This window comes from Acetohalobium arabaticum DSM 5501, from assembly GCF_000144695.1.
Taxonomy (GTDB): domain Bacteria; phylum Bacillota; class Halanaerobiia; order Halobacteroidales; family Acetohalobiaceae; genus Acetohalobium; species Acetohalobium arabaticum.
Genome location: NC_014378.1, coordinates 2,061,373 through 2,087,695 on the forward strand (window position 1 = coordinate 2,061,373; position 26,323 = coordinate 2,087,695).

General features: G+C 36.5%; 29 protein-coding genes and 1 pseudogene. 7 read left to right on the top strand and 23 right to left on the bottom strand.

The genetic code is table 11. The features are described from left to right. Positions 1–175: 175 nt before the first annotated feature. The 12 genes from cysD to adhE all read right to left on the bottom strand — a co-directional run bounded on the left by cysD (position 176) and on the right by adhE (position 13,886). The gene (cysD, locus tag acear_RS10005; protein WP_013278894.1) at positions 176–1,057 is read right to left on the bottom strand and encodes a sulfate adenylyltransferase subunit CysD; all 882 of its coding nucleotides are present in this window, start codon (positions 1,055–1,057) and stop codon (positions 176–178) included. Between the two features lie 29 nt (positions 1,058–1,086). After that, positions 1,087–1,326 carry a hypothetical protein gene (locus acear_RS12850; protein ID WP_342610020.1) on the bottom strand — a complete coding sequence of 80 codons (240 nt, stop codon included), beginning with the start codon at positions 1,324–1,326 and terminating at the stop codon, positions 1,087–1,089. A 32-nt stretch (positions 1,327–1,358) separates the two neighbouring features. Next, complete coding sequence (locus acear_RS10010; protein ID WP_013278895.1) at positions 1,359–2,285, bottom strand: FAD-binding protein; 927 nt, start codon at positions 2,283–2,285, stop codon at positions 1,359–1,361. A 134-nt stretch (positions 2,286–2,419) separates the two neighbouring features. Further along, positions 2,420–2,680 carry a sulfurtransferase TusA family protein gene (locus tag acear_RS10015; RefSeq protein WP_013278896.1) on the bottom strand — a complete coding sequence of 87 codons (261 nt, stop codon included), beginning with the start codon at positions 2,678–2,680 and terminating at the stop codon, positions 2,420–2,422. A gap of 13 nt (positions 2,681–2,693) precedes the next feature. Continuing rightward, positions 2,694–4,964, bottom strand: coding sequence for a heavy metal translocating P-type ATPase (locus acear_RS10020; RefSeq protein WP_013278897.1), 2,271 nt, complete (start codon positions 4,962–4,964; stop codon positions 2,694–2,696). Between the two features lie 386 nt (positions 4,965–5,350). Then, positions 5,351–6,031 carry a cytochrome c biogenesis CcdA family protein gene (locus acear_RS10025; RefSeq protein WP_013278899.1) on the bottom strand — a complete coding sequence of 227 codons (681 nt, stop codon included), beginning with the start codon at positions 6,029–6,031 and terminating at the stop codon, positions 5,351–5,353. A 354-nt stretch (positions 6,032–6,385) separates the two neighbouring features. After that, complete coding sequence (feoB, locus tag acear_RS10030; protein ID WP_013278901.1) at positions 6,386–8,224, bottom strand: ferrous iron transport protein B; 1,839 nt, start codon at positions 8,222–8,224, stop codon at positions 6,386–6,388. Positions 8,225–8,226: 2 nt separating this feature from the next. Then, on the bottom strand, positions 8,227–8,460 hold the full coding sequence (locus acear_RS10035; RefSeq protein ID WP_013278902.1) for a FeoA family protein: 234 nt from the start codon (positions 8,458–8,460) through the stop codon (positions 8,227–8,229). A 236-nt stretch (positions 8,461–8,696) separates the two neighbouring features. Continuing rightward, complete coding sequence (gene mnmA, locus acear_RS10040; RefSeq protein WP_013278903.1) at positions 8,697–9,782, bottom strand: tRNA 2-thiouridine(34) synthase MnmA; 1,086 nt, start codon at positions 9,780–9,782, stop codon at positions 8,697–8,699. A gap of 20 nt (positions 9,783–9,802) precedes the next feature. Then, positions 9,803–10,252 carry an RrF2 family transcriptional regulator gene (locus acear_RS10045; RefSeq protein WP_013278904.1) on the bottom strand — a complete coding sequence of 150 codons (450 nt, stop codon included), beginning with the start codon at positions 10,250–10,252 and terminating at the stop codon, positions 9,803–9,805. A gap of 14 nt (positions 10,253–10,266) precedes the next feature. Then, positions 10,267–11,193 (bottom strand): cysteine synthase A, encoded by a 927-nt coding sequence (gene cysK / locus acear_RS10050; protein WP_013278905.1) that lies wholly within the window; start codon positions 11,191–11,193, stop codon positions 10,267–10,269. A gap of 95 nt (positions 11,194–11,288) precedes the next feature. After that, positions 11,289–13,886 (bottom strand): bifunctional acetaldehyde-CoA/alcohol dehydrogenase, encoded by a 2,598-nt coding sequence (gene adhE, locus acear_RS10055; protein ID WP_013278906.1) that lies wholly within the window; start codon positions 13,884–13,886, stop codon positions 11,289–11,291. A 119-nt stretch (positions 13,887–14,005) separates the two neighbouring features. Between adhE and acear_RS10060 the strand changes: the two genes are divergently transcribed. After that, positions 14,006–14,326: a hypothetical protein gene (locus tag acear_RS10060; protein ID WP_013278907.1), complete on the top strand. Its 321-nt coding sequence runs from the start codon at positions 14,006–14,008 to the stop codon at positions 14,324–14,326. Between the two features lie 50 nt (positions 14,327–14,376). Here the strand turns inward: acear_RS10060 and acear_RS12425 are convergent, their stop codons facing one another. The 5 genes and pseudogenes from acear_RS12425 to acear_RS12855 all read right to left on the bottom strand — a co-directional run bounded on the left by acear_RS12425 (position 14,377) and on the right by acear_RS12855 (position 17,902). Further along, positions 14,377–14,685, bottom strand: a complete 309-nt coding sequence (locus acear_RS12425) for a ferredoxin family protein (RefSeq protein WP_342610022.1) — start codon at positions 14,683–14,685, stop codon at positions 14,377–14,379. Continuing rightward, positions 14,670–15,980 (bottom strand): FAD-dependent oxidoreductase, encoded by a 1,311-nt coding sequence (locus acear_RS10065; RefSeq protein ID WP_013278909.1) that lies wholly within the window; start codon positions 15,978–15,980, stop codon positions 14,670–14,672. Before acear_RS10065 ends, acear_RS12425 begins: the two co-directional genes overlap by 16 nt. Positions 15,981–16,048: 68 nt before the next feature. Beyond that, a complete protein-coding gene (locus acear_RS12430) occupies positions 16,049–16,210 on the bottom strand; it encodes a DUF1540 domain-containing protein (RefSeq protein ID WP_013278910.1) in 162 nt (53 codons plus the stop codon). A 391-nt stretch (positions 16,211–16,601) separates the two neighbouring features. Continuing rightward, positions 16,602–17,678: pseudogene (locus tag acear_RS12435) on the bottom strand (RNA-guided endonuclease InsQ/TnpB family protein); the annotation flags it as partial. 50 nt (positions 17,679–17,728) lie between these two features. After that, on the bottom strand, positions 17,729–17,902 hold the full coding sequence (locus acear_RS12855; RefSeq protein ID WP_245526684.1) for a hypothetical protein: 174 nt from the start codon (positions 17,900–17,902) through the stop codon (positions 17,729–17,731). Positions 17,903–18,229: 327 nt separating this feature from the next. Here acear_RS12855 and acear_RS10075 point away from each other — a divergent pair, with 327 nt between their 5' ends. Together acear_RS10075 and acear_RS10080 are read left to right on the top strand one after the other, a co-directional pair. Continuing rightward, positions 18,230–19,921: an adenylyl-sulfate reductase subunit alpha gene (locus tag acear_RS10075; protein WP_041667366.1), complete on the top strand. Its 1,692-nt coding sequence runs from the start codon at positions 18,230–18,232 to the stop codon at positions 19,919–19,921. Continuing rightward, positions 19,911–20,213, top strand: a complete 303-nt coding sequence (locus acear_RS10080) for a 4Fe-4S dicluster domain-containing protein (protein WP_013278913.1) — start codon at positions 19,911–19,913, stop codon at positions 20,211–20,213. Before acear_RS10075 ends, acear_RS10080 begins: the two co-directional genes overlap by 11 nt. 62 nt (positions 20,214–20,275) lie before the next feature. Here the strand turns inward: acear_RS10080 and acear_RS10085 are convergent, their stop codons facing one another. From acear_RS10085 to tnpA, 3 genes are all read right to left on the bottom strand, one after another. After that, the gene (locus acear_RS10085) at positions 20,276–20,716 is read right to left on the bottom strand and encodes an MOSC domain-containing protein (protein WP_013278914.1); all 441 of its coding nucleotides are present in this window, start codon (positions 20,714–20,716) and stop codon (positions 20,276–20,278) included. A 178-nt stretch (positions 20,717–20,894) separates the two neighbouring features. Then, a complete protein-coding gene (locus acear_RS13035) occupies positions 20,895–21,014 on the bottom strand; it encodes a helix-turn-helix domain-containing protein (protein ID WP_013278915.1) in 120 nt (39 codons plus the stop codon). Between the two features lie 16 nt (positions 21,015–21,030). Then, positions 21,031–21,435, bottom strand: coding sequence for an IS200/IS605 family transposase (gene tnpA, locus acear_RS10090; protein ID WP_013278916.1), 405 nt, complete (start codon positions 21,433–21,435; stop codon positions 21,031–21,033). 251 nt (positions 21,436–21,686) lie between these two features. Between tnpA and acear_RS10095 the strand changes: the two genes are divergently transcribed. Beyond that, the gene (locus tag acear_RS10095) at positions 21,687–22,226 is read left to right on the top strand and encodes a flavodoxin family protein (RefSeq protein WP_013278917.1); all 540 of its coding nucleotides are present in this window, start codon (positions 21,687–21,689) and stop codon (positions 22,224–22,226) included. A gap of 55 nt (positions 22,227–22,281) precedes the next feature. On the opposite strand, the gene acear_RS10100 is transcribed toward acear_RS10095, so the two are convergent. Next, positions 22,282–23,136, bottom strand: coding sequence for a mechanosensitive ion channel family protein (locus tag acear_RS10100; RefSeq protein ID WP_013278918.1), 855 nt, complete (start codon positions 23,134–23,136; stop codon positions 22,282–22,284). A gap of 163 nt (positions 23,137–23,299) precedes the next feature. Between acear_RS10100 and acear_RS10105 the strand changes: the two genes are divergently transcribed. From acear_RS10105 to acear_RS10110, 3 genes are all read left to right on the top strand, one after another. Next, positions 23,300–23,737: a helix-turn-helix domain-containing protein gene (locus acear_RS10105; RefSeq protein WP_013278919.1), complete on the top strand. Its 438-nt coding sequence runs from the start codon at positions 23,300–23,302 to the stop codon at positions 23,735–23,737. A 112-nt stretch (positions 23,738–23,849) separates the two neighbouring features. Then, complete coding sequence (locus tag acear_RS12610; RefSeq protein ID WP_013278920.1) at positions 23,850–24,002, top strand: hypothetical protein; 153 nt, start codon at positions 23,850–23,852, stop codon at positions 24,000–24,002. 19 nt (positions 24,003–24,021) lie between these two features. After that, positions 24,022–24,633 (top strand): DUF1638 domain-containing protein, encoded by a 612-nt coding sequence (locus acear_RS10110; RefSeq protein ID WP_013278921.1) that lies wholly within the window; start codon positions 24,022–24,024, stop codon positions 24,631–24,633. Positions 24,634–25,241: 608 nt separating this feature from the next. Here acear_RS10110 and acear_RS10115 read toward each other — a convergent pair. Then, complete coding sequence (locus acear_RS10115) at positions 25,242–25,430, bottom strand: hypothetical protein (RefSeq protein WP_013278922.1); 189 nt, start codon at positions 25,428–25,430, stop codon at positions 25,242–25,244. A gap of 101 nt (positions 25,431–25,531) precedes the next feature. Beyond that, entirely contained in the window at positions 25,532–26,275 is a 744-nt protein-coding gene (locus tag acear_RS10120) for a Dps family protein (RefSeq protein ID WP_013278923.1), read from the bottom strand. Positions 26,276–26,323 lie beyond the last annotated feature (48 nt).

Sequence of the window (26,323 nt, forward strand, 5' to 3'; positions counted from 1 at the left end):
CTATAATATCTTACTACAAATAGTCAACATTTCTCTGGAGCGACTCTTAAATTAGCCCGAAGCCAAGGATGGCGAGAGGGCTAACTTTGAGAATGAGTGAGACAGGACGTCGAATGAATGGCAAGCGTAAGAGATTTGTTGACTATAAACTACAATATATTAGTATGCACTAATCTTACATATATCCTTCTTTACGAAGTTCCTCGAGACCTCCACCGTCCTCTTCATCTTGTTTCCTCCCAGCACGTTCAGCAATATTAGAAAATTTACCACTCTCTAATTCCTTAACTATCTCCTGCGGTGTACTGGCCGTCGACTCCACCGGGTCAGTACAGGGGGCACAGCCTAATGACCGATATCTAGTTCCGTCCCCTTGATCATAATAGAGTGAAACCATCGGAATATTCTCCCGCTCAATATAGCGCCAGATATCTACTTCTTTCCAGTCTAACAATGGATGAATCCGTACATGAGTCCCCGGCGCAAAATCAGTCTTATACTGGTCCCAAAACTCCGGCGGCTGATCACCGAGATCCCAATCATTATTCGTATCCCGCGGCGAGAAGTATCGCTCCTTGGAACGAGTACCCTCCTCATCAGCTCTGACACCGACAATTACACCAGTATACGGTTCAGGATTCTCTTCTACCTCATACTTACCAGTATTATGATTCATTCTATACCGCGGCCAGGTGCCGTTTAATGTCTTCTTTAATGCTTCCGACTTCAGATTCTTACAGCACTCTATCCGCGTAGTATTGCCGTCAGGAAAAGTCTCCTTATTCTCTAAAGCAGCTTCATTCTGGCCGTAAATCATATCCAGCTCCCATTCTTTAGCCAATCTATCTCTATGTTCAATCATTTCTGGAATCTTATAATCAGTATCTATATGGACTAAAGGGAGCGGTACATGACCAAAGAAGGCCTTTCGGGCTAACCATAATAAGACTGTACTATCCTTGCCAATCGACCATAACATTGATAAGTTATTAAATTCACTATAAGCCTCTCGGATAATATGAATACTCTTATTCTCCAAACGATCCAGATGATCCATAACTTAATACCTCCTTAGAATAGTTTCTGCTACAGATTCAAATTAAACTGTAACTTATTCTCAATCGTAAACTTCTCTACTGAACCACCTACCTCTACAGGCTGTCGTTCAATAATTTCAATTTCCTCTGAATCTTTATCATAACTGGAATTAACAAACTTAAGCCAGTTCTTATCATCCTTAGTAGGATAGTCGACTCTTTGTTGATAACCTCTCCAGCGCGTTTCCTTTCTATACAGTAAATGTTCAACTAAGACCTGAGCCCCCAGGTACGGTCAATCACTTCGTGTAGCTTTAACAGTTAGTGCTTATTTTCAGTTTTAGCATCACTTAAATCCTGTTTAAATCTCGCTAATAATTGCCTAGCCTGCAATAACTTTTCTTCATAAATTCGATAATCAGTACTTAAGCCTCCAGCATATTCATCCATTATCTTCTGTAATCGTTCTTCTAAGTCTTGAGGTTTAAATCCACCCTCATTTTCAAGTGGAGCCCAGACCCGTCTAAACTCCTTAGTGATCAAATCCTGGCTTAATTCAGCAAAGTCAACTCCTTCAATATATTCTAAAGCACTTAAACCAGCAATCTCTCCTTCTACCATACAGCCAGTGGCATACTTCTTAGGTGCCCCTCCAGCTACATCTCCGGCTGCATATAACCCGTCAAGCGTTGTCTTCCGATCCACATCAATCCAGTAACCTGATTGGGAATGTCCTCCCACTATATACGGCTCAGTGCCATATATCTCTATCGGTTCTTCCTGTGGTTCTATCTCTTCATCGGCCCACTTTAGAATAATATCTGGCGACATATTTAGAAACGAGGATTTTAATCTCTGTCCCTCCTCATCACTGAGATGAGTAATATCTAAATAACAGGGGCCTCTCCCGGCTCTAATTCCCATAGCATAACCAGCTCCAGCATTAAAGGGCGGATACCACATCTTATGCCGGGCCTGACCGGGATTATTAGGCCTATAAATTCCTGAGGCACCACCGGTAGCAACTATGACTGCTTTAGCCTGAATAAGATAAAACTTATTCTCTCTAACCGAAAATCCAAAAGCACCACGAACTTTACCATCTACTACTATATAATTAGTGATATTAACTCTATTTAATACATTTACGCCGCTTCTTTCTACTGCCTCGGCTATAATCGGTTTAATATGTTCTCCATTAATCTTAATACTGCGGTCACCTTTAGAAACATAATTACCTAATAACATCCAGCTGCTCCACCACCGATAATTAAAATATCAGTCTTTAACTTAACCGTTTCAATCTCATCCATCTTAACCACCTTACTAACTATTTTTACTACTACTGAGTGCTTGAGCGAAATCCTGTTTAAGTTAGGTGTCTAATTCTTTTTAACTCTCAACACATAATGCCCCTCTGCTGTCTTATGTTGGTCCAAAATTTCATGTCCTTCGGAAGCCAAGCTATCCGGCACGTTGGCGATAGGTTCTCCCTGGTCAAGATAAATCTCTAAAACTTTTCCTTCATCCAACGGTGCCATAGCTACCTTGGCCTTGACAAAATTCATTGGACACTCAACCCCTCTTAAATCAATAACTTCTATGTCTCCATTCTCTTCTTTATCTATTAATAAATTTAACAATAATCTTTATCATTTATTTTTCTAAGTACCTCGGCTGCACATCAACTCGACGTAATAAGTTTGCATTAGTAACTACACTAATAGAGCTAGTTGCCATTGCTGCTTCAGCTATAATTGGATGTAATAATCCCAAAATCGCCACTGGAATAGCAATTGTATTGTAGATAAAGGCCCAGAATAGATTCTGCTTAATCTTTCTAAAGGTAGCCCGAGATAACTTAATAGCTGTAATTACTGAAGATAGATTTCCTCTAACTAAAGTAACATCAGAAGATTCAATCGCAATATCTGTCCCTGTTCCAATGGCAATTCCTACATTAGCTTGAGTTAAAGCTGGAGCATCATTAATGCCATCTCCTACCATGGCAACTGTTCCAAATTCATCCTGTAACTTCATAATCTCATCTACCTTGCCATCAGGTAAGACTTCGGCTACTACATGATCAATTCCTACTTCCTGAGCAATTGCCTTAGCAGTTCGTTCATTATCTCCTGTAATCATTGCTGTCTCTAAACCTAAATCTCTTAGTTCAGCAATTGCTTGTTTAGAATCTTCTTTTAGAGGGTCAGCTACTGCTATAATTCCTGCTAATTGATTATCAACTCCAATTAACATAGCAGTTTTGGCTTCTTCCTCCAATGTTTTCATTCTGTCTTCTACTGGAGAAACATCTATATCTTGTTCATCCATTAATCTTCTACTTCCTACAAACACTTGACTATCACCGACCTGGGCCTGCACCCCTTTACCAGTAATTGCTTCAAAACCAGATATATCATCTATTGTTAAATCATCTTCTTGGGCTCTTCTGACTATTGCTTCTCCTAAGGGATGTTCAGAACCTGCTTCTACACTAGCAGCTAACTGTAATAGTTCTGCTTCACTAAAGCCCTCACTAGGTACTAAATCAGTTACTGCCGGATGGCCTTCAGTTATAGTCCCGGTCTTATCAAAGACAATGGTATGGACTTCTTTTAAAGTCTGAATTGCTTCGCCTTTTCTAATTAAGACACCATTTTCTGCCCCCATTCCTGTACCAACCATTAGAGCAGTTGGAGTTGCCAATCCTAAAGCACAAGGACAAGCAATTACTAAAACGGCTATAGTAGCAAAGATAGCTCCTGTAATCAAGCCCAAGTTAGGATTAACCCACGGTAGATAAGCTGCTGCCCAGGTAGTAACTTCTCTCAAAGTCTCAGGGAATAATAGCCATAAACCAAAAGTTACAGCTGCTATAATTAATACTGTAGGTACAAAAATACTTGTTACTCTATCGGCAAATTCTTGGATAGGCACCTTAGTGCCCTGCGCTTCTTCCACCATCTTAATCACTTGGGATAAAAAGGTATCCTTACCAACCTTAGTAGCCTTAACTTTAATTAAGCCTCGCTGGTTAATCGTAGCTCCGATCACTTCATCTCCTACTGTCTTTTTTACCGGCATTGACTCTCCGGTAGCCATTGATTCATCTATAGCACTCTCTCCTTCAATAATTTCTCCATCAGTAGGAACCTTTTCTCCTGGCTTAATAACCATTATATCTCCCACTTGAACTTCATCAACTGGAACTTCTACTTCTTCTCCCTCACGAACTACTGTTGCTGTCTTGGCACCTAGTTCTAATAACTTCTTAATTGCCTGGGAAGCTCTACCTTTAGCTTTGGTTTCAATATAGCGGCCTGTTAAGTGAAAAGTCATAATCATCCCGGCTACTCCAGCGTAATCTGCTAATGGGGTGAAGAAACTAGCCGGTCCAGTTATAAAGGCTGCTCCAGTTCCCATCGCAATCAAGACATCCATATTGGCACTACCATGAGAGATAGCTTTATAAGCTGTATAATAAGTCTTTCGTCCTACCAATAATAGAATCGGAGTAGCTAAAGCAATCATTCCCAGATGATAAACTGTCTCTGTCGGCCAAGCAATCCCCAAAAACATCTCGGGAATCATCCATAAGATAATCGGAATCGTCAGTCCCCAACTCCATAACATCTTACTACGTGCTTTTGCAATCTTTTGTTGGTCTTCATCTTGCTCTTCTACTTCTGTTTTCTCCTCTTCAACTACTTCATATCCTGTATCCTCTACTATTTGCTTTAAATCATAGTCACTAACTTGGGCTGGATTGAATTCAACAGTTGCCTTTTCAGCTGCAAAGTTAACTGTTGCGTCTATAACTCCTTCAGTATTATCCAAAGCACTTTCTACACGCTGTGCGCAACTAGCGCAGGTCATATCAGCAATCTTTAAAGTACTTCTCTCTAATTGTTGTGCCTGCTCCATTACTATCCCTCCTTAATCCTCTATTATTATAATCTACTTATTGGAAATTACTATACTTTATTATTATACGTATACCCCGCATAGGTATTATCTCATGAAAAATGATACCATATTATATTCAGCTTGTCAAGCATGATAAAAATTTATCATAGCAGAGAATAAAAAAGAGAGCTACCAGTTTCCAGACTGATTATAGCTCTCTTATAAAATATTCAATTAATATCTACTGCTTTAGAGATTAACCCCCGTTTAACCTACAAAATTTTACCAGCAGGACCGATAAAATATGGAGTAGGAATAGCAGAAATATGATATATTGTAGAAATCTCTTTGGTCGGATCCAATAAGATCTGATTCATATTAATTTCCTCTTCTAGTAATTAATGCTACCAATAAAAATACTGACTCAACTTCTGAATCTGATTTAAATAAAGTAGTATTCCAAAGATAATCATCACTACTCCACTAACCTTAGAAATCAAGGGCAGATACTTATTAATCTTATTTGATAATGAAGTAAACTTATTAATAAAGACTGCAGTTAAAATAAAAGGAATTCCTAAACCTAAAGAATAAACCGTTAATAACAAGACCCCTGTTACCACTGTGGTAGATGAACCTGCATATAACAGGATAGAAGCCAAAACAGTTCCTACACAGGGCGTCCAACCAGCTGCAAAAGCCATCCCCATTAAGATTGAACTAAACCAGTTAGTTGCTTGTTGGGGCCCCTTAAATCTAACCTCTTTATATAATAAATCGAATTTAAGTATCCCTACCATCTGCAGACCAAAGACAATAATTAAAATTCCACTTATCTTAGTAAATATAGACTGATACCGAGCAAACAGCTGGCCTAAATAACTGGCTGAAGCCCCCATTAAAATAAATATAATTGAAAAACCAATTACAAATCCTATAGCTCTAACTAAAGTAAATAGCCTTCCTTTTTGGGCCGCACTACCTGTTATATAGCTTACATAGGCCGGAACTAATGGTAAAACACAAGGCGAAACAAAAGAAGTTATTCCAGCTAATAAAGCAACAATGATCGAAACCTCCTGCATAATCTCCTCCCCCCTTAAGTCATTAAAGATACCAGCAAATTAATTTTAACTAAATAATAATAGGGATGGCAATTGCCATCCCTATTATTATCAAATCTATATGCTTAGTTAGATTCGAAAACCCTATAGTATCTGCATTATAATCTGCATTTAACTTAAAATCAAGTAAAACTACATTTATTGCATTCTGAACACTTCTTAAGTAATATCTTATTACAGCGCGGACATCTCAACACTTCTTTATCAGTTACTTCATATCTGCACTGTGGACAAAACCGTACTGCTTTATCAGTATCACATTCCACTTTATCACCTACTTATAAGCAATTGCTAATACAGAATTAATAGTTAATATTATAATATTTTTGCTACAATTCCACCAACAACAAAGGCCGTAATCCAGCTTCCGAACCAGATAGCCAGAGATTCTTTCCAGTTTCTTTCTTTGATCATGATCATCATCGCTGCAATGCAGGGCACAAATAGAGTAATAGTAATCAGTGAAACTATCGTCTGTACCGGAGTCATTGCTAAATCAGTCAATCCTGCAGCTCCAAAGTCTCGACGAACAATTCCCATAATGAAAGCAGTAGCTGCTTCTTTTGGTAGTTCCAGCCATCCCACAGTAATTGGAGCTACTAATTCTTGAATTGCTGTCAAGATACCAAAATTCTGCATTACCGTTACTACTGCTGCTCCTATTACAAAGATCGGTCCTGCTTCTTTAATAAATGACTTCGACTTAATATAGGTCTTACGGAGTATATTACTTAATTTAGGCCATCTAAGCGGCGGTAAATCTATTAGTAAATCAGTAGACTTACCAGGCATTACTCGATTTAAAAACGTTCCACTTAAGATATAAACCACAGCAATAGTAGCTACATAAATCATAAAGTATTTCGCTCCCAGTGGAGCAATCAAACCTACAATCACTCCCAACTGAGCCGAACATGGAATAGCCAAGCCCAATAAGAAGACCGCAATAATCCGCTCTCGCTTAGAACCCAACAATCTGGTGGTGATAGTCGCCATTGTTACACAGCCAAATCCTAATAACATAGGAATAATAGCCCGTCCATTCATTCCCAACGAAGTAAGTACTCTATCCACTAACACAGCAACCCGGGGCAAGTAACCTGAATCTTCCAGTAAAGATAAAAATAAATAAAACCCAATTACTAACGGAAGCAATAAACCAAAGGTATAAGTTACAGCCATTGTTAATATTCCAAACTGACCAACTAATAATTTCCCCAACAGAGAATCAATAGCTACTAAATTTCCCACAATGCCCTTAATAAATGGTTCATAGGTTTCAGCAAATACAGCTCCCTCAGTAAAATCAACTATTGTCTGGGCTACAAAAACTCCAATAAATTCATATAAACCATACAGCACTGCCAACAACATCGGAATTCCTGTAATTGGTCTAACCATCCATCGTCCTAATTTAACCTTAAAATTAGTATCTTCTGTAGCTTGACTAAGCACTTTATCAGTAATTTCATTTACTCGTTCCCGCCGCTGCCGATAAATTTCTTCTTTCTTATCTGTAGGTTCTAGATTATTTCTATTAGCTACATTAACATCGCCTTCTAACACCAATAATCCCTCACGGCGGTTAAGCTCCATCTCATTCAAGTCAGCTTCTACTTCTTCAGTTAAACTAACCTCTCCTTTTTGAGCAGTATCAATAACTCGTTTTACTTCTTCTAATCCTTTGCCTTCAGGAGCTACAGTAGGAATAACTGGTACTCCAAGCTCTCTGCTTAACTTATCCACATCAATATCTAAGCCATTCTCCTGAGCTTCATCCATCATATTCAGTGCTATCACTACTGGAATACCCATATCTATAATCTGCTGCGTTAAAAATAAATCCCGCTCTAAGTGCACAGCATCTACAATATTAACTACTACATCAGCCGATAAAATTACATCCCGAGCTACTCTTTCTTCATCATTAAAAGATGATACTCCATAAACTCCCGGCGTATCAAGGACTACTTTATCATTGTACTTTCCAGAACTAATATCCAGTGTTGTTCCGGGATAGTTGGATACATCTACATAGACTCCCGTGAAATCATTAAAGAAAATAGACTTACCTACATTTGGATTTCCTGCTAATACTACTTTTTGAGCCTTTTCAGGTATATCAATTTGATGAGTAATATCACAACAGTCCATAGTTATCTATCCTCTCTCCCCTGTAATTCAACTGCTATCTGTTCTGCTAAGTTTCTTCCTACAGCTATCTCCTGCAAATTTCTAGCTACAATAACTGGTCCTCCAGGTACTTTTTCCGCACAAGAAACTTCTGATCCTTCCGAAATCCCGAATCTCAATGCCTGAGCCCGTACATTCTCCTCAGGAATAGTAGTAATTTGAAATTCATCTCCTCGTTTGACATCAGCTAAAGTCATTGCTATCAACCCCTTTTTTGTTAATAGTCATTTTAAAATAAAACGAAAATCATTTTCAATGAACTGCAAAAAAATTCCCTTTCCATAGAGACCTACAATTTTTCTATATGAACTTCAACCTTCTTATATGAAAATGATTTTCATCATCACTTATATGATAACAATAATCCCTTCTATTGTCAAGATCTTACCAACTGAAATCTAATAAGTAAGAACATTATTGATCTTACTTAAATTTATTCTTTAATTACTCCACCACCTACTACTATGTTCTGGTTATAAAACACTGCAGATTGGCCGGGAGTAATTGCACGTTGAGGCTCAGCAAAGACTACTTTAGCTACATTTTCCTCCACAGGATATATAGTAGCTTCAGCTGCCGGAGAATTATATCTTATCTTAGCTTGTACTTCCTTAGGTTCAGTTAACTTCTCAATTGAAATCCAGTTTATCTCTTCTACAATCAGTTCTTTAGCAAATACATCTTCATTATCTCCTACAATCAAGGCGTTTCGCTCTGGGTCCATATCTACTACATATAACTTTTTATTATTCTCTAATCCTAAACCTCTACGCTGCCCAATAGTGTAAAAGGGCAGTCCTTTATGCTCACCCAGTTTATTTCCTTCTACATCCAGTATCGGCCCAGGCTCAATAATTTCTGGATGGTTTTCTTGTAGAAATCTTCTATAATCATCATCGGGAATAAAACAGATCTCCTGGCTTTCAGGTTTATCATATACTTTTAGATCATAATCTTTTGCTAACTCCCTTGTCTGCTGCTTAGTATATTCAGCTAAAGGAAAAATAGTATGCTTTAACTGTTCCTGGGTCAGATTATACAACATATATGTTTGGTCTTTATCCGGAGCAGCAGATTTTTTCAATAGATATCTTCCATCTTCATTTTGGATTATTTTTGCATAATGTCCAGTAGCCATATAATATGCTCCCAGTTCTTTTGCTTTATTTAAGAAAGCATTAAACTTAATTACTTTATTACAGACCACACAAGGATTAGGTGTTCGAGCCTGGGCATACTCATTTTTGAAATTTTGAATTACTGTTCTTTTAAATAAATCTTCAAAATTGATAACATAGAATGGAATATCTAATTTATAAGCTACTCTTCTGGCATCATTTACAGCCGACAGAGAACAACAACCATTCTCGTTATCAACAGGTGTTTCTTCGGAAGGCCAAATCTTCATTGTAATTCCAATAACCTCATATCCTTCTTTCTTCAATATCGCTGCTGCTAGTGAGCTATCTACCCCGCCACTCATTGCTACTACTACTCTATTTTGATCTAGACCTAACATTTCCTTCCTCCTTTATTCCTTTATATATAATACATATATCCATGTTGTTTATCATCTTGTTGAGCATTAGCTGCCTCCTGTAATAAATCCTCTAAAGTAATTGAATCTAATATATCATCAATTTCTTTTTTAACCTTTTGCCAGATTAATTCTACTATACAGTTATCTTCAAATTCACAACTTCTACCTCCTACACAATCAGCAAGGTCAATTGGCCCTTCTAAGGCTCTAATAATATCTCCAATAGATATTTCTTCTGGCGGTTTGGCCAATAAATATCCGCCATAAGCTCCCCGAACACTCTCTACTAGCCTGTTATTCTTTAAAACGGCAATCAACTGTTCCAGATAATTGTCGGATATTTTCTGTCTTTCAGCAATCTCTTTAAGAGGAATAGGGCCTTCTTTTTGCTGAAGAGCCAAATCGAACATAGCCCGCACCCCATATCTTCCTTTAGTGGAGAGCTGCATGTTTACTCCTCCTTTCATTCCTCATCTTCAAATAATGTAGTACTTAAATATCTTTCGCCGGTATCAGGAGCAATAGCCACTACCCTATTATCCGGACCTAAACGTTTAGCTACTTCAATAGCTACCGCCACTGCTGCTCCAGAAGAAACTCCTACAAAAATCCCTTCTTCAGCAGCTAATTTTCGGGCTGTAATTTCAGCGTCTTTATCTTTAATCGTAACTACTTCATCTAATATCTCTGTATTCAATACTTCAGGCACAAAACCAGCTCCAATACCTTGAATACTGTGAGGCCCTGGTTGGCCTCCATTTAAAACTGGAGAATCAGCTGGTTCTACAGCTATAATCTCTACTTCATCAACCTTTGACTTCAAAACTTCACCTATTCCGGTAATTGTTCCTCCTGTACCCACACCAGCTACAAAAGCATCTATCTCCCCTTCGGTAGCCTGTAAAATCTCCTGGGCAGTAGTCTGACGATGAATATTTGGATTAGCTGAATTCTTGAACTGCTGAGGCATAAAATAATCATCATTCTCAGCTGCTAATTCTTCTGCTTTTTCAATTGCCCCTGGCATGCCTTCTTGTCCCGGAGTAAGAACTAAATTAGCTCCTAAAGCTGACAATAACTTTCTCCGTTCCACACTCATTGTATCAGGCATAGTTAAAACAACTTCATAGCCCTTTGCTGTTCCAACCAGAGCCAATCCAATTCCTGTATTTCCGCTGGTAGGTTCTACAATTGTTCCTCCCTGCTTAAGTTTCCCTTCTTCTTCAGCAGTTTTTATCATACTCAGTGCTATTCTATCTTTAATACTACTGCCGGGATTAAAAGAGTCTAACTTAACTACTACTTCTGCTGCTCCTCTGGGTACAACCCTATTTAATTTAACCAGTGGCGTCTGACCAATTAATTCAGTTATATTATCATTAATTTCCATTTTAATCCCCCTTGGTAAAATCCAAGTAAATTACTATGTTTTATTGTATTTAAAGTGTAGCATACTCTTATTCTTCTGTCAACACTTAATGAATATCAAGCTTTAAGTCCATCATAGGCCTTGTTGTAAATATCTTCGAGTTCTGAAACTAGAGGTTTTCTTGGATTGGCTATAGTAGCTTGATCACTATAAGCAATTTTGGCCATGGCTCCAATCTTACTTTTAAATTCTTGTTTATCAATTTCTAACTCAGCAATGCTCAATGGTAGATCTAAAGTTATCATTAAATTTTTAATTTCTTGAATTAAATTATTCACTCCTTTTTCTCGGCTATCTGCTTTTAATCCTAATTCCTTAGCCAACTCATTATATCTTTCTCCTGCCTGATGATAGGAATAATTAGGATAATGAGCGAATTTTGTCGGAGATTGAGCATTATATTTAATTACATGTGGTAATAATAAAGCATTGGCCAATCCATGGGAAATTTCAAATTTACTACCTAAAACATGGGCTAAACTATGATTAATCCCCAAAAAAGCATTAGTAAAAGACATTCCGGCGATACAGGCAGCATGATGCATTTTTTCTCTAGCTTCTTTATCTTCGGTCCCGTTCTTATAAGCTCTAGGCAGATATTCAAAAACAAGCTTAATAGCCTGCAATGCCAAAGGATCAGTATAATCAGAAGCCATCACTGATACATAAGCTTCAATCCCATGAGTTAACACATCCAAACCTGTGTAGGCTGTCATCTTAGGGGGGAGAGTCATGGCCAACTCTGAATCTACAATTGCCATATCAGGAGTTAACTCATAAGAAACCAATGGGTATTTGACCTGATTCTCCTTATCAGTAATTACAGTAAAGGAGGTTATTTCTGAACCTGAACCACTAGTAGTAGGAATAGCTACAAATTTAGCTTTATCCCCTAATTCAGGAAAATCATAAACCCGCTTCTTAATATCCATAAACCTCAGCTTCAAATCTTTAAAATCAGTCTCTGGATATTCATAGAACAACCACATTCCTTTGGCAGCATCGATAGGAGAACCGCCGCCTAGAGCAATAATAATATCTGCCCCATAAGCTTCTAAAACTTCTTTCCCTTCCATTACTGTTGTTACTGAAGGATCAGGTTCGACTCCGGTAAATACCTGATAATCTATCTCGGCCTGTTCTAAGTATTCTGCTGTCTGTTGAACATAACCTAATTCCTCCATGACTTTATCAGTGATTATTACAGCTTTCTCCCCTTCTAAATTGCTTAATTGGGATAAAGAACCAGGATTAAAATAGATCTCTGGAGGTAATTTAATCCACTCTCTTTCTACTTTTCTATCAGTTAATCTCTTAACATTATATAGTTGATCAACAGTTACATTAGCAGTAGTAGAATTCCCACCAAAAGTCCCGCAGCCTAAGGTCATAGACGGAGGTAAGTGGTTATAAATATCTCCTACCGCTCCAAAAGTTGCTGGATTATTAACTAATAATCTTCCTGTTTTGACTTTGGTTCTGAATTCATCTATCACCTGCTGGCAGTTAGAATGCACAACAGCAGTATGGCCCAGTCCATCAAAGTTAACCACTTCACTTATCTTCCCAATCCCCTCTCTATAATCAGCAACTTCTTGAACCCCTAAAATGGGGCTTAACTTCTCTCTTGACAAGGGATAGCCGGCTCCAATCCCCTGCAAAGGAACTAGTAATAAGACTGTATCATCTGGAACTTCAATCCCTGCCATCTCAGCAATTTTAGTAGCACTTTGGCCTACAACCTTAGGATTCATAGCCTTAGTTTCTGAATCTATTGCTACTTTCTCCAGTCTTTTTCTTTCAGCTTCATCCAGAATATAGGTATGATAACTCACAAATAACTCTTTTACTCTACTGCTTACCTCTTTATCTACTAATAAAGTCTGCTCAGAAGCACATACAGTACCATTATCAAATGTTTTACTAGTTGTAATATCATGTACTGCTTGTTCTAAATCAGCTGATTCTTCTATATAGACTGGTACATTACCAGGGCCGACTCCAATTGCCGGAGTTCCTGAACTATAGGCGGCCTGAACCATACTTCCGCCCCCAGTGGCTAATACCAATGATACATCACTATGTGTCATTAATTTATCAGTCATCTCTTCTGAGGAAGGCTCTATCCACTGAATACAGCCTTCTGGTGCTCCAGCCTCTATAGCTGCATTACGCATGATCCGGGCTGTTTCCTTACTGGATTCAAAAGCCCGGGGATGGAAGCTAAAGATAACAGGATTCCCTGCTTTTAAAGCAATTAAAGCCTTAAATAACGCAGTAGAAGTAGGATTAGTAGCTGGAATTAAAGCTGCAATTACTCCTACTGGTTCAGCTACTTCTATAATTCCGGTAGTTGAATCCTGATTGATAACTCCCTTTGTTTTTTTATCTTTAATGTCATGATAGACATTTTCTGTAGCAAATAAATTCTTAGTTATTTTATCTTCGTAAACTCCCATCTCTGTTTCTTCTACTGCTAACTCTGCTAATCGAATATGGTTATCTACACCTGCTAAGGCCATCTCTTTTATTATCCGATCAAGCTCCTTTTGAGACATCACATCCAATTGGCTAGCAGCTTCTAAAGCTTTATCTATCAAAGTAAAAATCTGTTCTTGTGGTTGGCGAGGGATTTTAACTATTTGTTGTGTCATTTTAATCTCCTCCTTATAGTCTTAACTTTATTATTATTTATTTGCAGCTTCAATAAACTAAAATAATCTGGAAAAGTGAATATATATTAAACGATTAAACCAAAATATTCTCAAAGGATGTGATACTCATTTCCGATTTACAGGACTTATTAACAGAGATAGATGAAAAAAATGCAGATGGTTTCTGCTTTGAAGTAAGACATAAAATTTTAGAAATCCCCCGGAATTTATACTTAGAAACACTTTCTGACCATAAACAGCCGCTTTCAGAAGAAGCAGTCCAACATGTAGTGGAGGAATATCTAGATTGGAAAGACGAACAGGGATTACCAGGAATGATTCGAATTAATGATAACCAAGAAGAGAACCAGATTGAGTTGGATGCTGCTGTTAGATATCTCGTATCCTGTGAAGAAAACAGTTGTGACAGAAATATTTAAACAAGATGGGGATACCCCCATCTCCATACTTTCTTATGAAAATATCATTCTTAATTTTGATAATTAACCCCATAACCCCCCTGGGGAAAACTCCAAGCAATATTATTATGGGGACAACCATGAGGACAGGCTAAACACTCGACACATCTAGTATAGTCAATCTCAATTCTATTTTCTTCTCCCCTCCAAGAAAAAACCCGAGTGGGACAGTAATAGGTACAGGGCTTATTTTCACATTCTTCTAAACATACTTCTCTATTTTTAATCTGAATATGGGAAGTATCATCTGCTTTAATCGGTATAGAATCCAGCGGCGTCTTCTGGTCTTTGGAAAAATTAGAAATTAAAAATCCCCCCAGTTCTTGAGTCCATGATAAAGATCTGAAACTAACTTATCCGTAGGCTGCATATTAAATAAGTCCTTCCTAATCGTCTTCATCTTATCTTTTTTTGATTGTAATCCCACTTTAAAGAAGCGATAAGCAGCATCATTAGCCGCTTTGGTCAATAAAAAATCAGAATCGGAATAGTTCTGATAATATTCTTTTCTATCTTTATGTTCTTTGATATTCTCCATAAAGAAGCTATTCATAATTCGTTTTTCATACCCCTTAAGAATTTCAGCACTATAATCCTGGGCAGCTCTGGCCTGAGCTATTACTTCCGCTGCATAAAGTCCGGTTAAAATAGCCAGGTCGGCCCCCCGACGTCCAGTAACCATCATAGCAGCATCTCCAGCTACCAAAACTCCATCTCCATAAAGCTGAGGTATTTCATTATAGCCCCCTTTAGGAATAGTATGGGCCTTATAGGCTATCGGTTCAGCTCCTGCAAGTAACCTACTAATTAAGGAATGTTCTTTAAACCGACTAAGAAGTTGGTAAGGACTTACTCCCTTATTGATAATCTGATTTAAATAGCCCCCTACAACTACTGAAATAGATTCTTGATTAGTCCAGATGCCCCCTTTCCCAATGATTCCAGATCCAGGATAACCAAGCATACCAATATTAGCTCCTTCGCCTGGTTCTAGATTAAAACGAGATTCTATCTTTTCTGCCGGTAGACCTAACTCTTCTTTAACATACAGAAATAGGCTCGAAGGTTTTATTTCCTCTCTTAATCCTGCCTCCTGGGTTAAAGCAGCACTGGCTCCTTCTGCCAGAAGAACAACATCAGCATGGATAATCTCTCCGCTATCCAATTCTACCCCGGCAACCTTCTTGTTAAGTAAACCAGTCTTTTCATATACTAACTCTTCTACCAAAGTACTGGTCATTAACTGGGCCCCTGCTTTAACAGCCTGGTCAGCAAACCAAGGATCAAATTTACTTCTGATAACGGAAAACTTATTATACGGAGACTTATTAAATTCCAACCCAGTAAACCCAACCTTAACTGCTGAAGTCTTATCCATTAACCATAATTCTTCATTAACTATAGCTCTTTCTAATGGAGCTTCCTTCCAAAACTCAGGAATAGCTTCGGCAGTTGGCTTACGAGAAAGGCTGCCGCCAAACATATTTTTACTCCCCGGCTGCTCTCCCCGTTCAATTAAAGCCACAGATAGATTATTCTGCGCCATTGACATCGCTGCAGCAGACCCAGCCGGACCTGCTCCTACAACTACTGCATCATAGCGATCATGTCCCATTTCTCTCTCTCCTTTTTTAAGCAGTAATAAATTATCCCCTGCAAACAACAGGGGATAATAAACATTTACTATGATCTAGGTTCAAAAGTATGACAGTTAGTTCCTTCCGCATTAGGGGCATTAGTCCCTCCACCATCTACATCAACTTCAATATTACTAGCAGTACAATATTGGCTATCCCAATGAGTACAATTACTTACTCTGCATTTAATACTTTCATTTTTATCCATCTGATCTCACCCCACTTTCAATTACAGTTCTATTATGGTTAAAAATTATACTTAATATTCTAGTAATAATGTGTTATTTCAACTTAATCCTATAATTGAATATTAGTTTTCGGTAATCCAAATTAATCTGTCACTAGGCCAACTTACCTACTTTAAGAGCATGATTCATTTACTCAAGCATTTTCATCACATTCAGTGAAATACTTATCATTCACTGAGTTTATACATGTTCATAATAAATTTAGGCAAAAGTGAACTACTCGGCATTGAAATACCGAGCTTCATGGTCGCCTGCTTTTATGGGAGTTACCCGTAACATCAAGCAAGTTACCCATTCGACGTGTCCAACGCCACTACTCCTATCCAGTTAATACTGGACTTGGAGTTACTTTTAAGCTGCAAATTGATGATCATTCCAGCTATATTTAACTGGATTTGATAAACCTTTAACCTGCAAAGTAATATCTTTTCCTTTACGTCGCTGCTGTAAGTATTTGCGTAAGATATTAAATGAACCTACACTATCGGCATTAAAGGCTTGATTATTATTTTTGTCTACATATAAGCCGCGTTTAATACGATTAGACTTATCACCATATTTCTTAGTTACTTTTTTACTGTAAGGGCTACATTGGCTAGTATATTTTTCACTCTTCTTGATTAAAGTAATCCCCTGTAAATTAAGTTTATACTCCAATTGATGATAAATAATATCAAAAGGTAGTTTATGGAGTTTTTGGTTGTTCTGTTTGCCTAAGTTAGCATCATCACGAATATTTTTTATATCACCAACTATTACTCTAGAAATATTATTTTCAATACAGTAATTAACTACTTTTTTAGTTGCACTATGAATCAAGTGAAATAATTGTTTTCGTCGCTTTTTATATAGATTTTGGATACGTTTAGAAGTCTTTTTGCCCTGACCATTCAAAATAGATTGATAATGTTTAATCTGTTTGTCGAAGTAACGATTAATAGCTAAATATTGTCCACCGTCAATAATAAAGCTTTCCTGATTTTGATTACTGTAACAAGTCATTAGATTATTAATGCCTAGATCAATACTTAAATAATTACCGTTATCTTCTTTAATAGTAGGAGTATCTACTTTATAAGTTAAGATTACCTTATAAGTATCATCGCTTAAAGGTTTAAACTCAATTCTAGTAGTTGAGTTAAGGACATCTCTATTACTGGATAACAGCTCATTAGGCACTCTTATCCATAAGAATTTGTTGGTAATAGAGTATTCCTCTTTTAGATACTTTTTTAACTGTTTAGGAATAGATAATCTTAACTTACCATCAATAATTTTAAAACCATTATTGAGATAACGGAAGTTAAATTTACTGTCTTTAGGTTTATAATTAGGTGGATTAGGTTCACCAGTATATTTATCAGGATTATTTTGATAATCTTTTTTACTTTGATAAAAACTATCCCAGTTATCAGCTAAAATTTTAAGTGTTTCCTGTGCTGTTTGAGAAGGTAAATTTTTATACCAAAAATTTTCTTTTAATTGCTTTTTTGTTTATACCAATCAGGATACTCTTTATCACTATCTTTAGACCAGTTTTTACGTTGATAATTGCCGATATTATATAACCTAGCACTAGCATAAGCTAAACAACCTAATACAATTTGTTGGATTTGATTAGGTTTATGAATAAAATATTTAGCTAGCTTCAATTAGCTCACCTCCTTATGATAGCCAACATTATAAACACATGTTCTAGCATGAATTAGATTATTTTGGTTACTCAATTGTTATCACCTTTTATATATAGTATATCATATAATGCCTTGGATAGCAATAATATCAAGGCTTAATACAATTACATATAGTTAATATTTAAACAAAAATAACCTATTCTTTGATATTGAATCAAAGAATAGGTAGTAAATTCATCACCCATATAAATAAGGGTGGGTTCTTTACTTTTTGTCCTAAATCCGCATAGTTAAGTCATAAATTAAATGCAGCTCAAATAATTATTTGTTAGAAGTTATGAGGTGATGAAGTTGAGTAAAATGGAAGTTATCAATTTAAAGACCGATATCTTAATCATCGGTGGCGGAGCAGCAGGCTGTTATGCTGGAATTATGGGTAAGAAATATAATGAAGATATAGATATATTAATTGTAGAGAAAGCCCAGATAGAAAGAAGCGGCTGTTTAGCAGCCGGAATCAGTGCTTTAAATGCTTATTTAAATCCCGATCAGACGCCGGAGTCCTTTTTAGATTACATAAAAGAAGATTCAGAGGGATTGGTTAGAGATGATTTGATTTATACCATAGCTAAGGGAGTAAATGAAGCCGCCCATAATCTTGAGGACTGGGGAGTTCCTTTCTTAAAAGATGAGGCAGGCAATTATCTGACCAAAGGTTCTAGAAGTATCAGAATTAATGGAGAACAGATCAAACCAATTCTGGCTAAGAAGGTTAAAGAGAGCGGAGTTAGAGTCTTAAATAGAATCAATGTAACTAACTATATAGTCCACAATGGTCAAGTACGAGGAGCATTTGGATTTGGGGTCCGGAATAATAAATTTTATGTACTTCAAGCCAAAGCAGTTATCTGTGCTACCGGAGGAGCAGCTGGAATTTATCGTCCCAATAATCCCGGCCAAGCAAGACATAAGATCTGGTACTGTCCGTTCAATACAGGAGCCGGTTATGCAATGGGGATTAGAGCTGGAGCTGAAATGACAACCTTTGAAATGAGATTTATTGCCCTCCGGGCTAAAGATGTAATCTCTCCAACAGGTACTTTAGCCCAGAGATTTGATGCTAAGCAGGTTAATGTCCTAGGAGAAGAGTACCAAAAGAAGTATAAGAAGAATTCAACTCCTTTCCGGCTATATGCTACAGTACAAGAAAATCAGAAAGGAAAAGGTCCCTGTTTCCTTGATCTGACCCACCTAAATAAAGAGGAGAGCCAAAGATTGAAGAAATCTTATTTAAATATGTCGCCTGATATACTACTTAAGTGGGCTGATGAAGATACTGAACCCCATGAACAACAGGTGGAAATTCACGGAACCGAACCCTACATAGTAGGCGGTCATTCCCAATCAGGTTATTGGATTGATAAAAATCGCCAAACAACCCTCCAGGGACTATACGCAGCAGGAGATGTAGCTGGAGGAGCCCCTAAAAAGTATGCTACCGGCTGTATGGTTGAGGGAAAAATTGCTGTCTTAAATGCATTAGAATATGTATCCAAGGTAGAAACTTTCGAAATAGATAATGGACTTATAACCCAGGAGTTAAATCGTCTAGTCAGTCCCCTAAAAAAAGAAGCAGGTTTTCCTGCCCCCGCCTTAGAAAAAAGACTACAGAAGATAATGGATGAGTACGCAGGGGGGTTGAGTACTAACTATCAACTACAGGAAGAAAAGTTATTAACCGCCCGAAGATTACTCCACAAACTAAACCAGGACTTAACTAAAGGTCAGGCCAATAATAAACATCAATTAATGAAACTTCAGGAAGTAATTGATAAAGTAAAAGTCAGCCAGGTATTGGTTGAACATCTGCTATACCGAAAAGAGACTAGATGGAGAGGATATCAGGAACGAGTTGATTATCCTGATAAGGATGATGAAAACTGGTTTAAATTTGTTAACTCCATTTATAATAATAAGAAGGATAAAATTGAAATTATTGAGCGGAAACATAAGGAGATTGATCCAAATGACAGTTAAAATTGACAAAGAGTTATGTGATGAATGTAAAGAATGTATCAGAATCTGCCCTGGCAATCTATTATACCAAGCCCAATCTGGGGCAATTATGATCAGAAATAAAAAAAACTGCTGGGACTGTGGAGCCTGTGTGAAGAAATGTCCGCAAGAAGCAATCGAAATGTATCTACCTGTTGAAATTGGAGGGAGAGGTTCAAGCTTAAAAGCTAGCCAAAAAGAGAATAAACTAATCTGGAAGCTGAAAAAATTTGATGGATCAAAAAAGCAGTTTATAATTAAAAATAAAACTTAATTACTGCTTTAGGCTTCACTCTGTTTTAGAGTGAAGCCCGCTTTCAGAATATCATTTTCCTCTTATGAAGAAGATACCTGAATCTGATCCCTAGCTTTAATTTCTCCTCCGCGTAGTACTTTTGTAAATATTCCCCGCTCACACATTACCCGATGGAAGATTTCATAGCCATCCTGAAACTCTTTACCTATCTGCGTAACTTCCAGAATAATATCCTCACCGACCTTCAATCTATCCCCCAGCGATAAATGATCAGCTTCTATTCCTTCCGTTACAATATTCTGTTCAAAATCTCCATATTCCAGATTATACTTCTCCATTAACTCCTTACTTTCCTCACTAGCCAACAGACTGATCTGACGCTCTCCTTTTCCCGCATGTACATCGCCTTCTAAACCATAGTCTGTCTTAATATACCCTTCATCTGTCACTTCTTTAGCCTCACGTCTTTCTCTTCCACAACAGATAGCAACTACTTTTCCTGTTTGAATAATTTCTCTCATCTTTTTCCTCCTCTATAAATTAAATTAACTCATTTATGACCTACCGCTGGTCTATATCTGAGCAAATTTTCTTAAACTTACTCATAAACTCACCTATTTAATCAGACTATAGCGTTGACATCTACCATATAATTTAGCTGAAAAGACTGTAATTATTGATAATACATCATCAACTATCCTAACATATGGGGACCCACCTTGCAGCACCTATAGTTTGCTTAATGATTTCTTGTTGTTCTTGGTTGGGATAGATACGACACTTGTAGACTCGTTTAATAGGAATAAACTTCTTAGTCATCTTGACACCTCACTTTCTATTGAAAATCTTGATTTACAATATATTCTTTAATAGTTTCAATATTTGCATTACCCACTGTATCTATAAAATATCCTTTACTCCATAAAGAACCACAACGAGCATAAAACTTCTTTAACTTAGGGTGTTTATCAAAAAGCTTAATTGCTGATATGCTTTTTATGGTTCTAACTATATCGGTAGGTGCTACTGTTGGTTTAGTAGATACAAAAATATGAACATGGTCAGGCATTAATTCCATAGTTTCAATAATAAACTCTTTATCCTGGGCAACTTGATGTAATACTTCTTTTAACCTAGTAGCTACTTTACCTGTTAATACTTTTTGGCGATATTTAACTGTAAATACAATATGATAGCCAACATTATAAACACATGTTCTAGCATGAATTAGATTATTCATGAATTAGATTATTTTGGTTACTCAATTATTATCACCTTCTACACATAGTATATCATATAATGCCTTAGATTCAATGATATTAAAGATTAATACAATTACATATAGTTAATATTTAAACAAATACTAACCTATTCTTCCTAAACTATGATAAGTGTTATTAATTCTTAAAAATACCAGGAATTCAATTCTTTATATAGTAATATAATACAAAGTACTTCAAGCTACAGCCATTCTAATAAGGAGAGGATAAAATGGAAAAAGAAGCATTAGTCTGTTATTGGTCTCGAACCGGTAATACAGAGCAAGTAGCCGAAACTATTAAAGAAGCTTTAGAAGAGAACGATTTAAATGTAACCTACAAAGAAGTTAAGGAAATGGAAGATGACGATTTTTTAGATTATGATTGGGTATTTTTAGGTACTCCTTCCCACCACTTCTTACCTCCAAAGCCGGCATTAAAAACTTTACAAAGCAAATTAAATACTTATTCTAATGAAGGAGAAGTTAAATTATGTGCTCCTGACCGCCCTGATAAGAAAGCAGCTGTTTTCTGCACTTATTCTGGGCCACATACAGGAATTGATGAAGCCATTCCAGTAGGAAAGTACCTAGGCCAGTTCTTAGAACATATAGGCTTTAATGTAGTGGATGAATGGTATGTAATTGGAGAAATGCATATGAATATCCCGAATATAAATACCGAAGGAAGATTAGGAAATATCAAAGGACGGCCAAATGAAGAAGATTTAACCAGAATTAAAAATAATGTTGAAGACGTCTTAGAAAAATAAAAATCTGACCATTAAAGTTTAATCCCGGCTATGTAGTAGCAGCCGGGGCTGATTATTATTTCTCAACTAATGTAAGATGGTTATAAGGAATGCTAATACTTTCTTCATCAAACCTGTCTTTAATTTTTCGCTTCATTACCCGTTCAAACTGCCAGGATTCTTCTGCCTCTACCATAGCTACCACTCGAATCTTAACACTAGAAGCAGCTAACTCCTGGACTCCTAGAACTTCTGGACCCTCATTAATTATTTCATTATAATTTGTTTTAATTTCCTGGCATAGATCTTCTAAGACTGTAACTGCTTGTCCAATATTCTGTTCATATTCAATGGCTGCATCAACTGCTACTCTCCGCAAATCTGCTGTTAAATTAGTAACCTGTTCTATCCTTCTGTTAGGTATAATATGTAGATCACCGTTGAAGTTTTTTATCCTAGTAGTCCTTAATCCTACTTCTTGTACAAATCCTTCTACTTCAGAAACTCTAATATAATCCCCTACTCCAAACTGGTTTTCAAATAAAATAAAGAATCCTGTAATTATATCTTCTACTAAATTCTGGGCTCCAAAACCTATTGCCAGCCCAAAAACACCTGCTCCTGCTAAAATCGAAGCAGTTGGAATTCCCAATACCTGTAGACTAGTAGTAACTACAACAAAATAAAATAAATATCTGAGAGCACTCTGTAAAATAGTCTTTAAGGTTTTATTACGTTGGATGGTCTGGCTATCATGGCCATCCTTTTCATCAAATATATTTTCAATTAAATAGTTAATAAATTTAAATAATATCTTGGATAGAATAAATATTCCCGCTAACTGTAAAATTATAATTCCAGCACTGGTTAATAAATCGACTGTAATGACTTGATCAGAACTTGAAGTGAAGAGTGATTTGAATTTATTCATAAATTTGTTCCTCCTAATTCTTTAATAATTAAAACAAAGACAGATTCCTTACTGTATATCGTGAATTTCAAGATAACTCCATAAGTTACCTGTATAAATTATAATTTTTTATTTTTAATTTTTTATGATATAATTTTTACAGGAGTAAAGAGAGGTGAATCCAATGACAAACAGCCAAGAAATAGATTTCTTTAAAATTGGTGTTTTAAGTAAAAAAGCAGAAGTTAGCAAACGCACTATACGTTATTATGAGGAATTAGAACTTTTAACTCCCTCTAAAGTTAGTGAAGGGGGATTTCGATTATATACAAAGAATGATTTACAACGGCTGATGGTAATCAAAGGTTTTAAAGAATTAGGATTTTCATTAGACCAAATCAAAGAACTATTACATCCCCAACCAGACAAAAATAAGAAAGAAAAACTAGAATATAGCAAACAAATCTTAAAATCTCAATTAGAAGCTACCAACGAACAGATTGAAAAACTAAAAAAATTACGCCAACGAAGTCAAACAGCATTAGAAATGTTGGCAGAATGCCAAAGCTGTTCCAAAGATTCCTGTCCTCCACAGTGTCCTAATCGAAAAGCTTTTTTATAATTTCCGATTTATTAAACACTAACTTCTGTTTCAAGATTAAGAAGTAATATTTATAATAAATTTGACGCTAACGTAAGGGTTTGATATAATTATAGATAAGGAGGTGCAAACCATGGCAGAAATGAAAGATCGAGCAGATTGCCCTAATATTGAAGTTAATGAAATTGACTGTACCTGTACAGCAGACTGTGACTTACAGGGCAAGTGTTGTGCCTGTATTCAAGCCCACCGACAGAATGATGACTTACCAGCATGCTTAGCATAACATAAAAAAGGAGGAACAAATGAAAAAATCAGTCAAGAAAGAGAAGGGAATAATATGTTGTGGCGTGTTAGCAGAAGAGCTGGAATTAATCTGTCAAGAAGAAGGAATCACTGCTGAAAAGTATTATATCGATCCGGCTCTACACGTGGATTTTGATAAATTAAGAGCTAGATTAATTGATGTGCTGGATGAAGTAAGCCATAAACACGAAGAATTAATTATTATCTTTGGTAACTGTTATCCTGAGATTGATCAAACCATTACAAAATATAATGGAGACAGAATTAAAGCACAGGACTGTATGTGGGCCCTACTTGGCGACAAAAAAACAGACTTAGACAGCCAAGGGGATATTTTTTACTTAACCAGCGGCTATCTTAAGCATTGGCGAGATATATTTGCCAGTCAAAATGGATTAGGCTGGGACCCGATAGATGCCAGACAGAATTTTGGATTCTATGATAAAATTATATTATTAGACACTGGAGTCAGAGAAATACCAGAAGAAGAAATATTAGAATTCTTTGAATATACTCGAATTCCAATTGAACCAATAGAAATAGACTTAACTTATTTTAAAAAATTAGTTTTGGATAAACTAAACCACTCAGTTATCTGTTCAAGAGTATGAATAAGCCTTTGGTTTCCGGGAGAAGTAGTTTTCCCATACCACCAGTCCATTTCAGGTTTATCTTCAGGATGAGAAACTGCAATTACAATGACGCTGTTACCATCTTCAGGCCAGGCTACCTCTCCTGACTCTAACTGACCCTCCCTTAAACCACTCCCATCCAGTTTAAATTATTAGAGTATCATTTTTTAAAGCTAGAGGAAATACCTCTAGCTTTTCGTTTAGGAAATAATCCTTATATCTCCCTTTTTCAAATGGGAGATATAAGGATTAGCAAATATTAATTTAAACAATTGATATTTGCTCCATAATTTATTATAATATAGATGTAAATCACAAGTGAATATTGGAGGTTGCAGTAGCTAAACCTCTACTGTGTAAAATATTCAGGGTGCTCGTTGTAGATAGAAGACACTAAATCTTCTAGTAAGCACTTATAGAGATGCTTACACTTCTATCTTGAGCAATAAAAGTATCTCTGAGTCTAGCACCTATGCTAGATAGGAGTAGTGGCGTTGGACACGCCGATTGGGTAACTTGCTTGATATTACGGGTAATTCCCATAAAAGCAAGCGACCATGAAGCTCGGTAATTCATTGCCGAGTAGTTCACTCAGCCAGTGACTTATATAAAGCAACAGTTAATGCAGACTGATGGCCATCCAACATCTGAGCCATTTCTGGACTAATTTCATTCGGTAGCCTAACATCTGTTCCTTTTTTCGTTATAATTCTAGACTGTTCTCCTAAAGTCATTTGCGAATTAAACTTGGATGTCTGGGATTCTTTATTCTTCATTTAATTACCTCCTCAAAAACCATATTTAAGTTCATTATAATTATTTAAAATTTAAAGAGCCCTCATTTTTTATAGAGGAACTCTTCATTAATAATTATCTGTTACTGTAATTTATTCTCTGATGTTTCTGTCGATCGATTAATTAAATCATGTTCTTTATCTAATAAATGATTCATTCCCCGAACCAGCGTATCATCCTCTAATACACTATAGATATGATAGCCAAAGTCTTCACGATCTAGAAGGATCTCCTCTAAAACCTCAACAGTACCATAATCTTCTATTTCATGAGCCCGTTTTATTGTTTTCCGCATCATTTCTTGCAGCTTTAACTCATGTTCTAAATCATTACGCAGAAAATCTCGCATTGTATAACGTCCTTCTACCTCATGTTTTAGATAAGAAAGTTCATGCTGCGTAGTAGGATGAGCAGTTGGAACACATCCTAATCGAGCTACCCTTTCTCCTATCATATCAATATGATCTACAGTTTTATCACGATGTTCTTCAAGCATATGGTGTAAGCTGAAAAATGACTCTGCTCCTTCAGTCAACCAATGATGCTTATTATATTGGTGTAAAGCAACTGTCAGTGCAGACTGATGATCATCTAGCATCTGAGCCATTTCTAGTCTAACCTCATCCGACAGTCCGATACCTGCTCCTTCTTTCTTTATAGTTCTAGGCTGTTGTCTTAAAATCATTGAATGATCCGTTGTATGACCAGGCATTTGAGAATTGAATCCTGATTTATCTAAATTAAAACTTCCTTCAAAATTACTCATATTAGTTGAAATCTCTTCTATAGATTCCTGATTTGATGTTTGATATTCTCCTTCTGCCATTTTACTGCCTCCTTAAAATTATATTTAGCTTCATTATATTTATTTCTA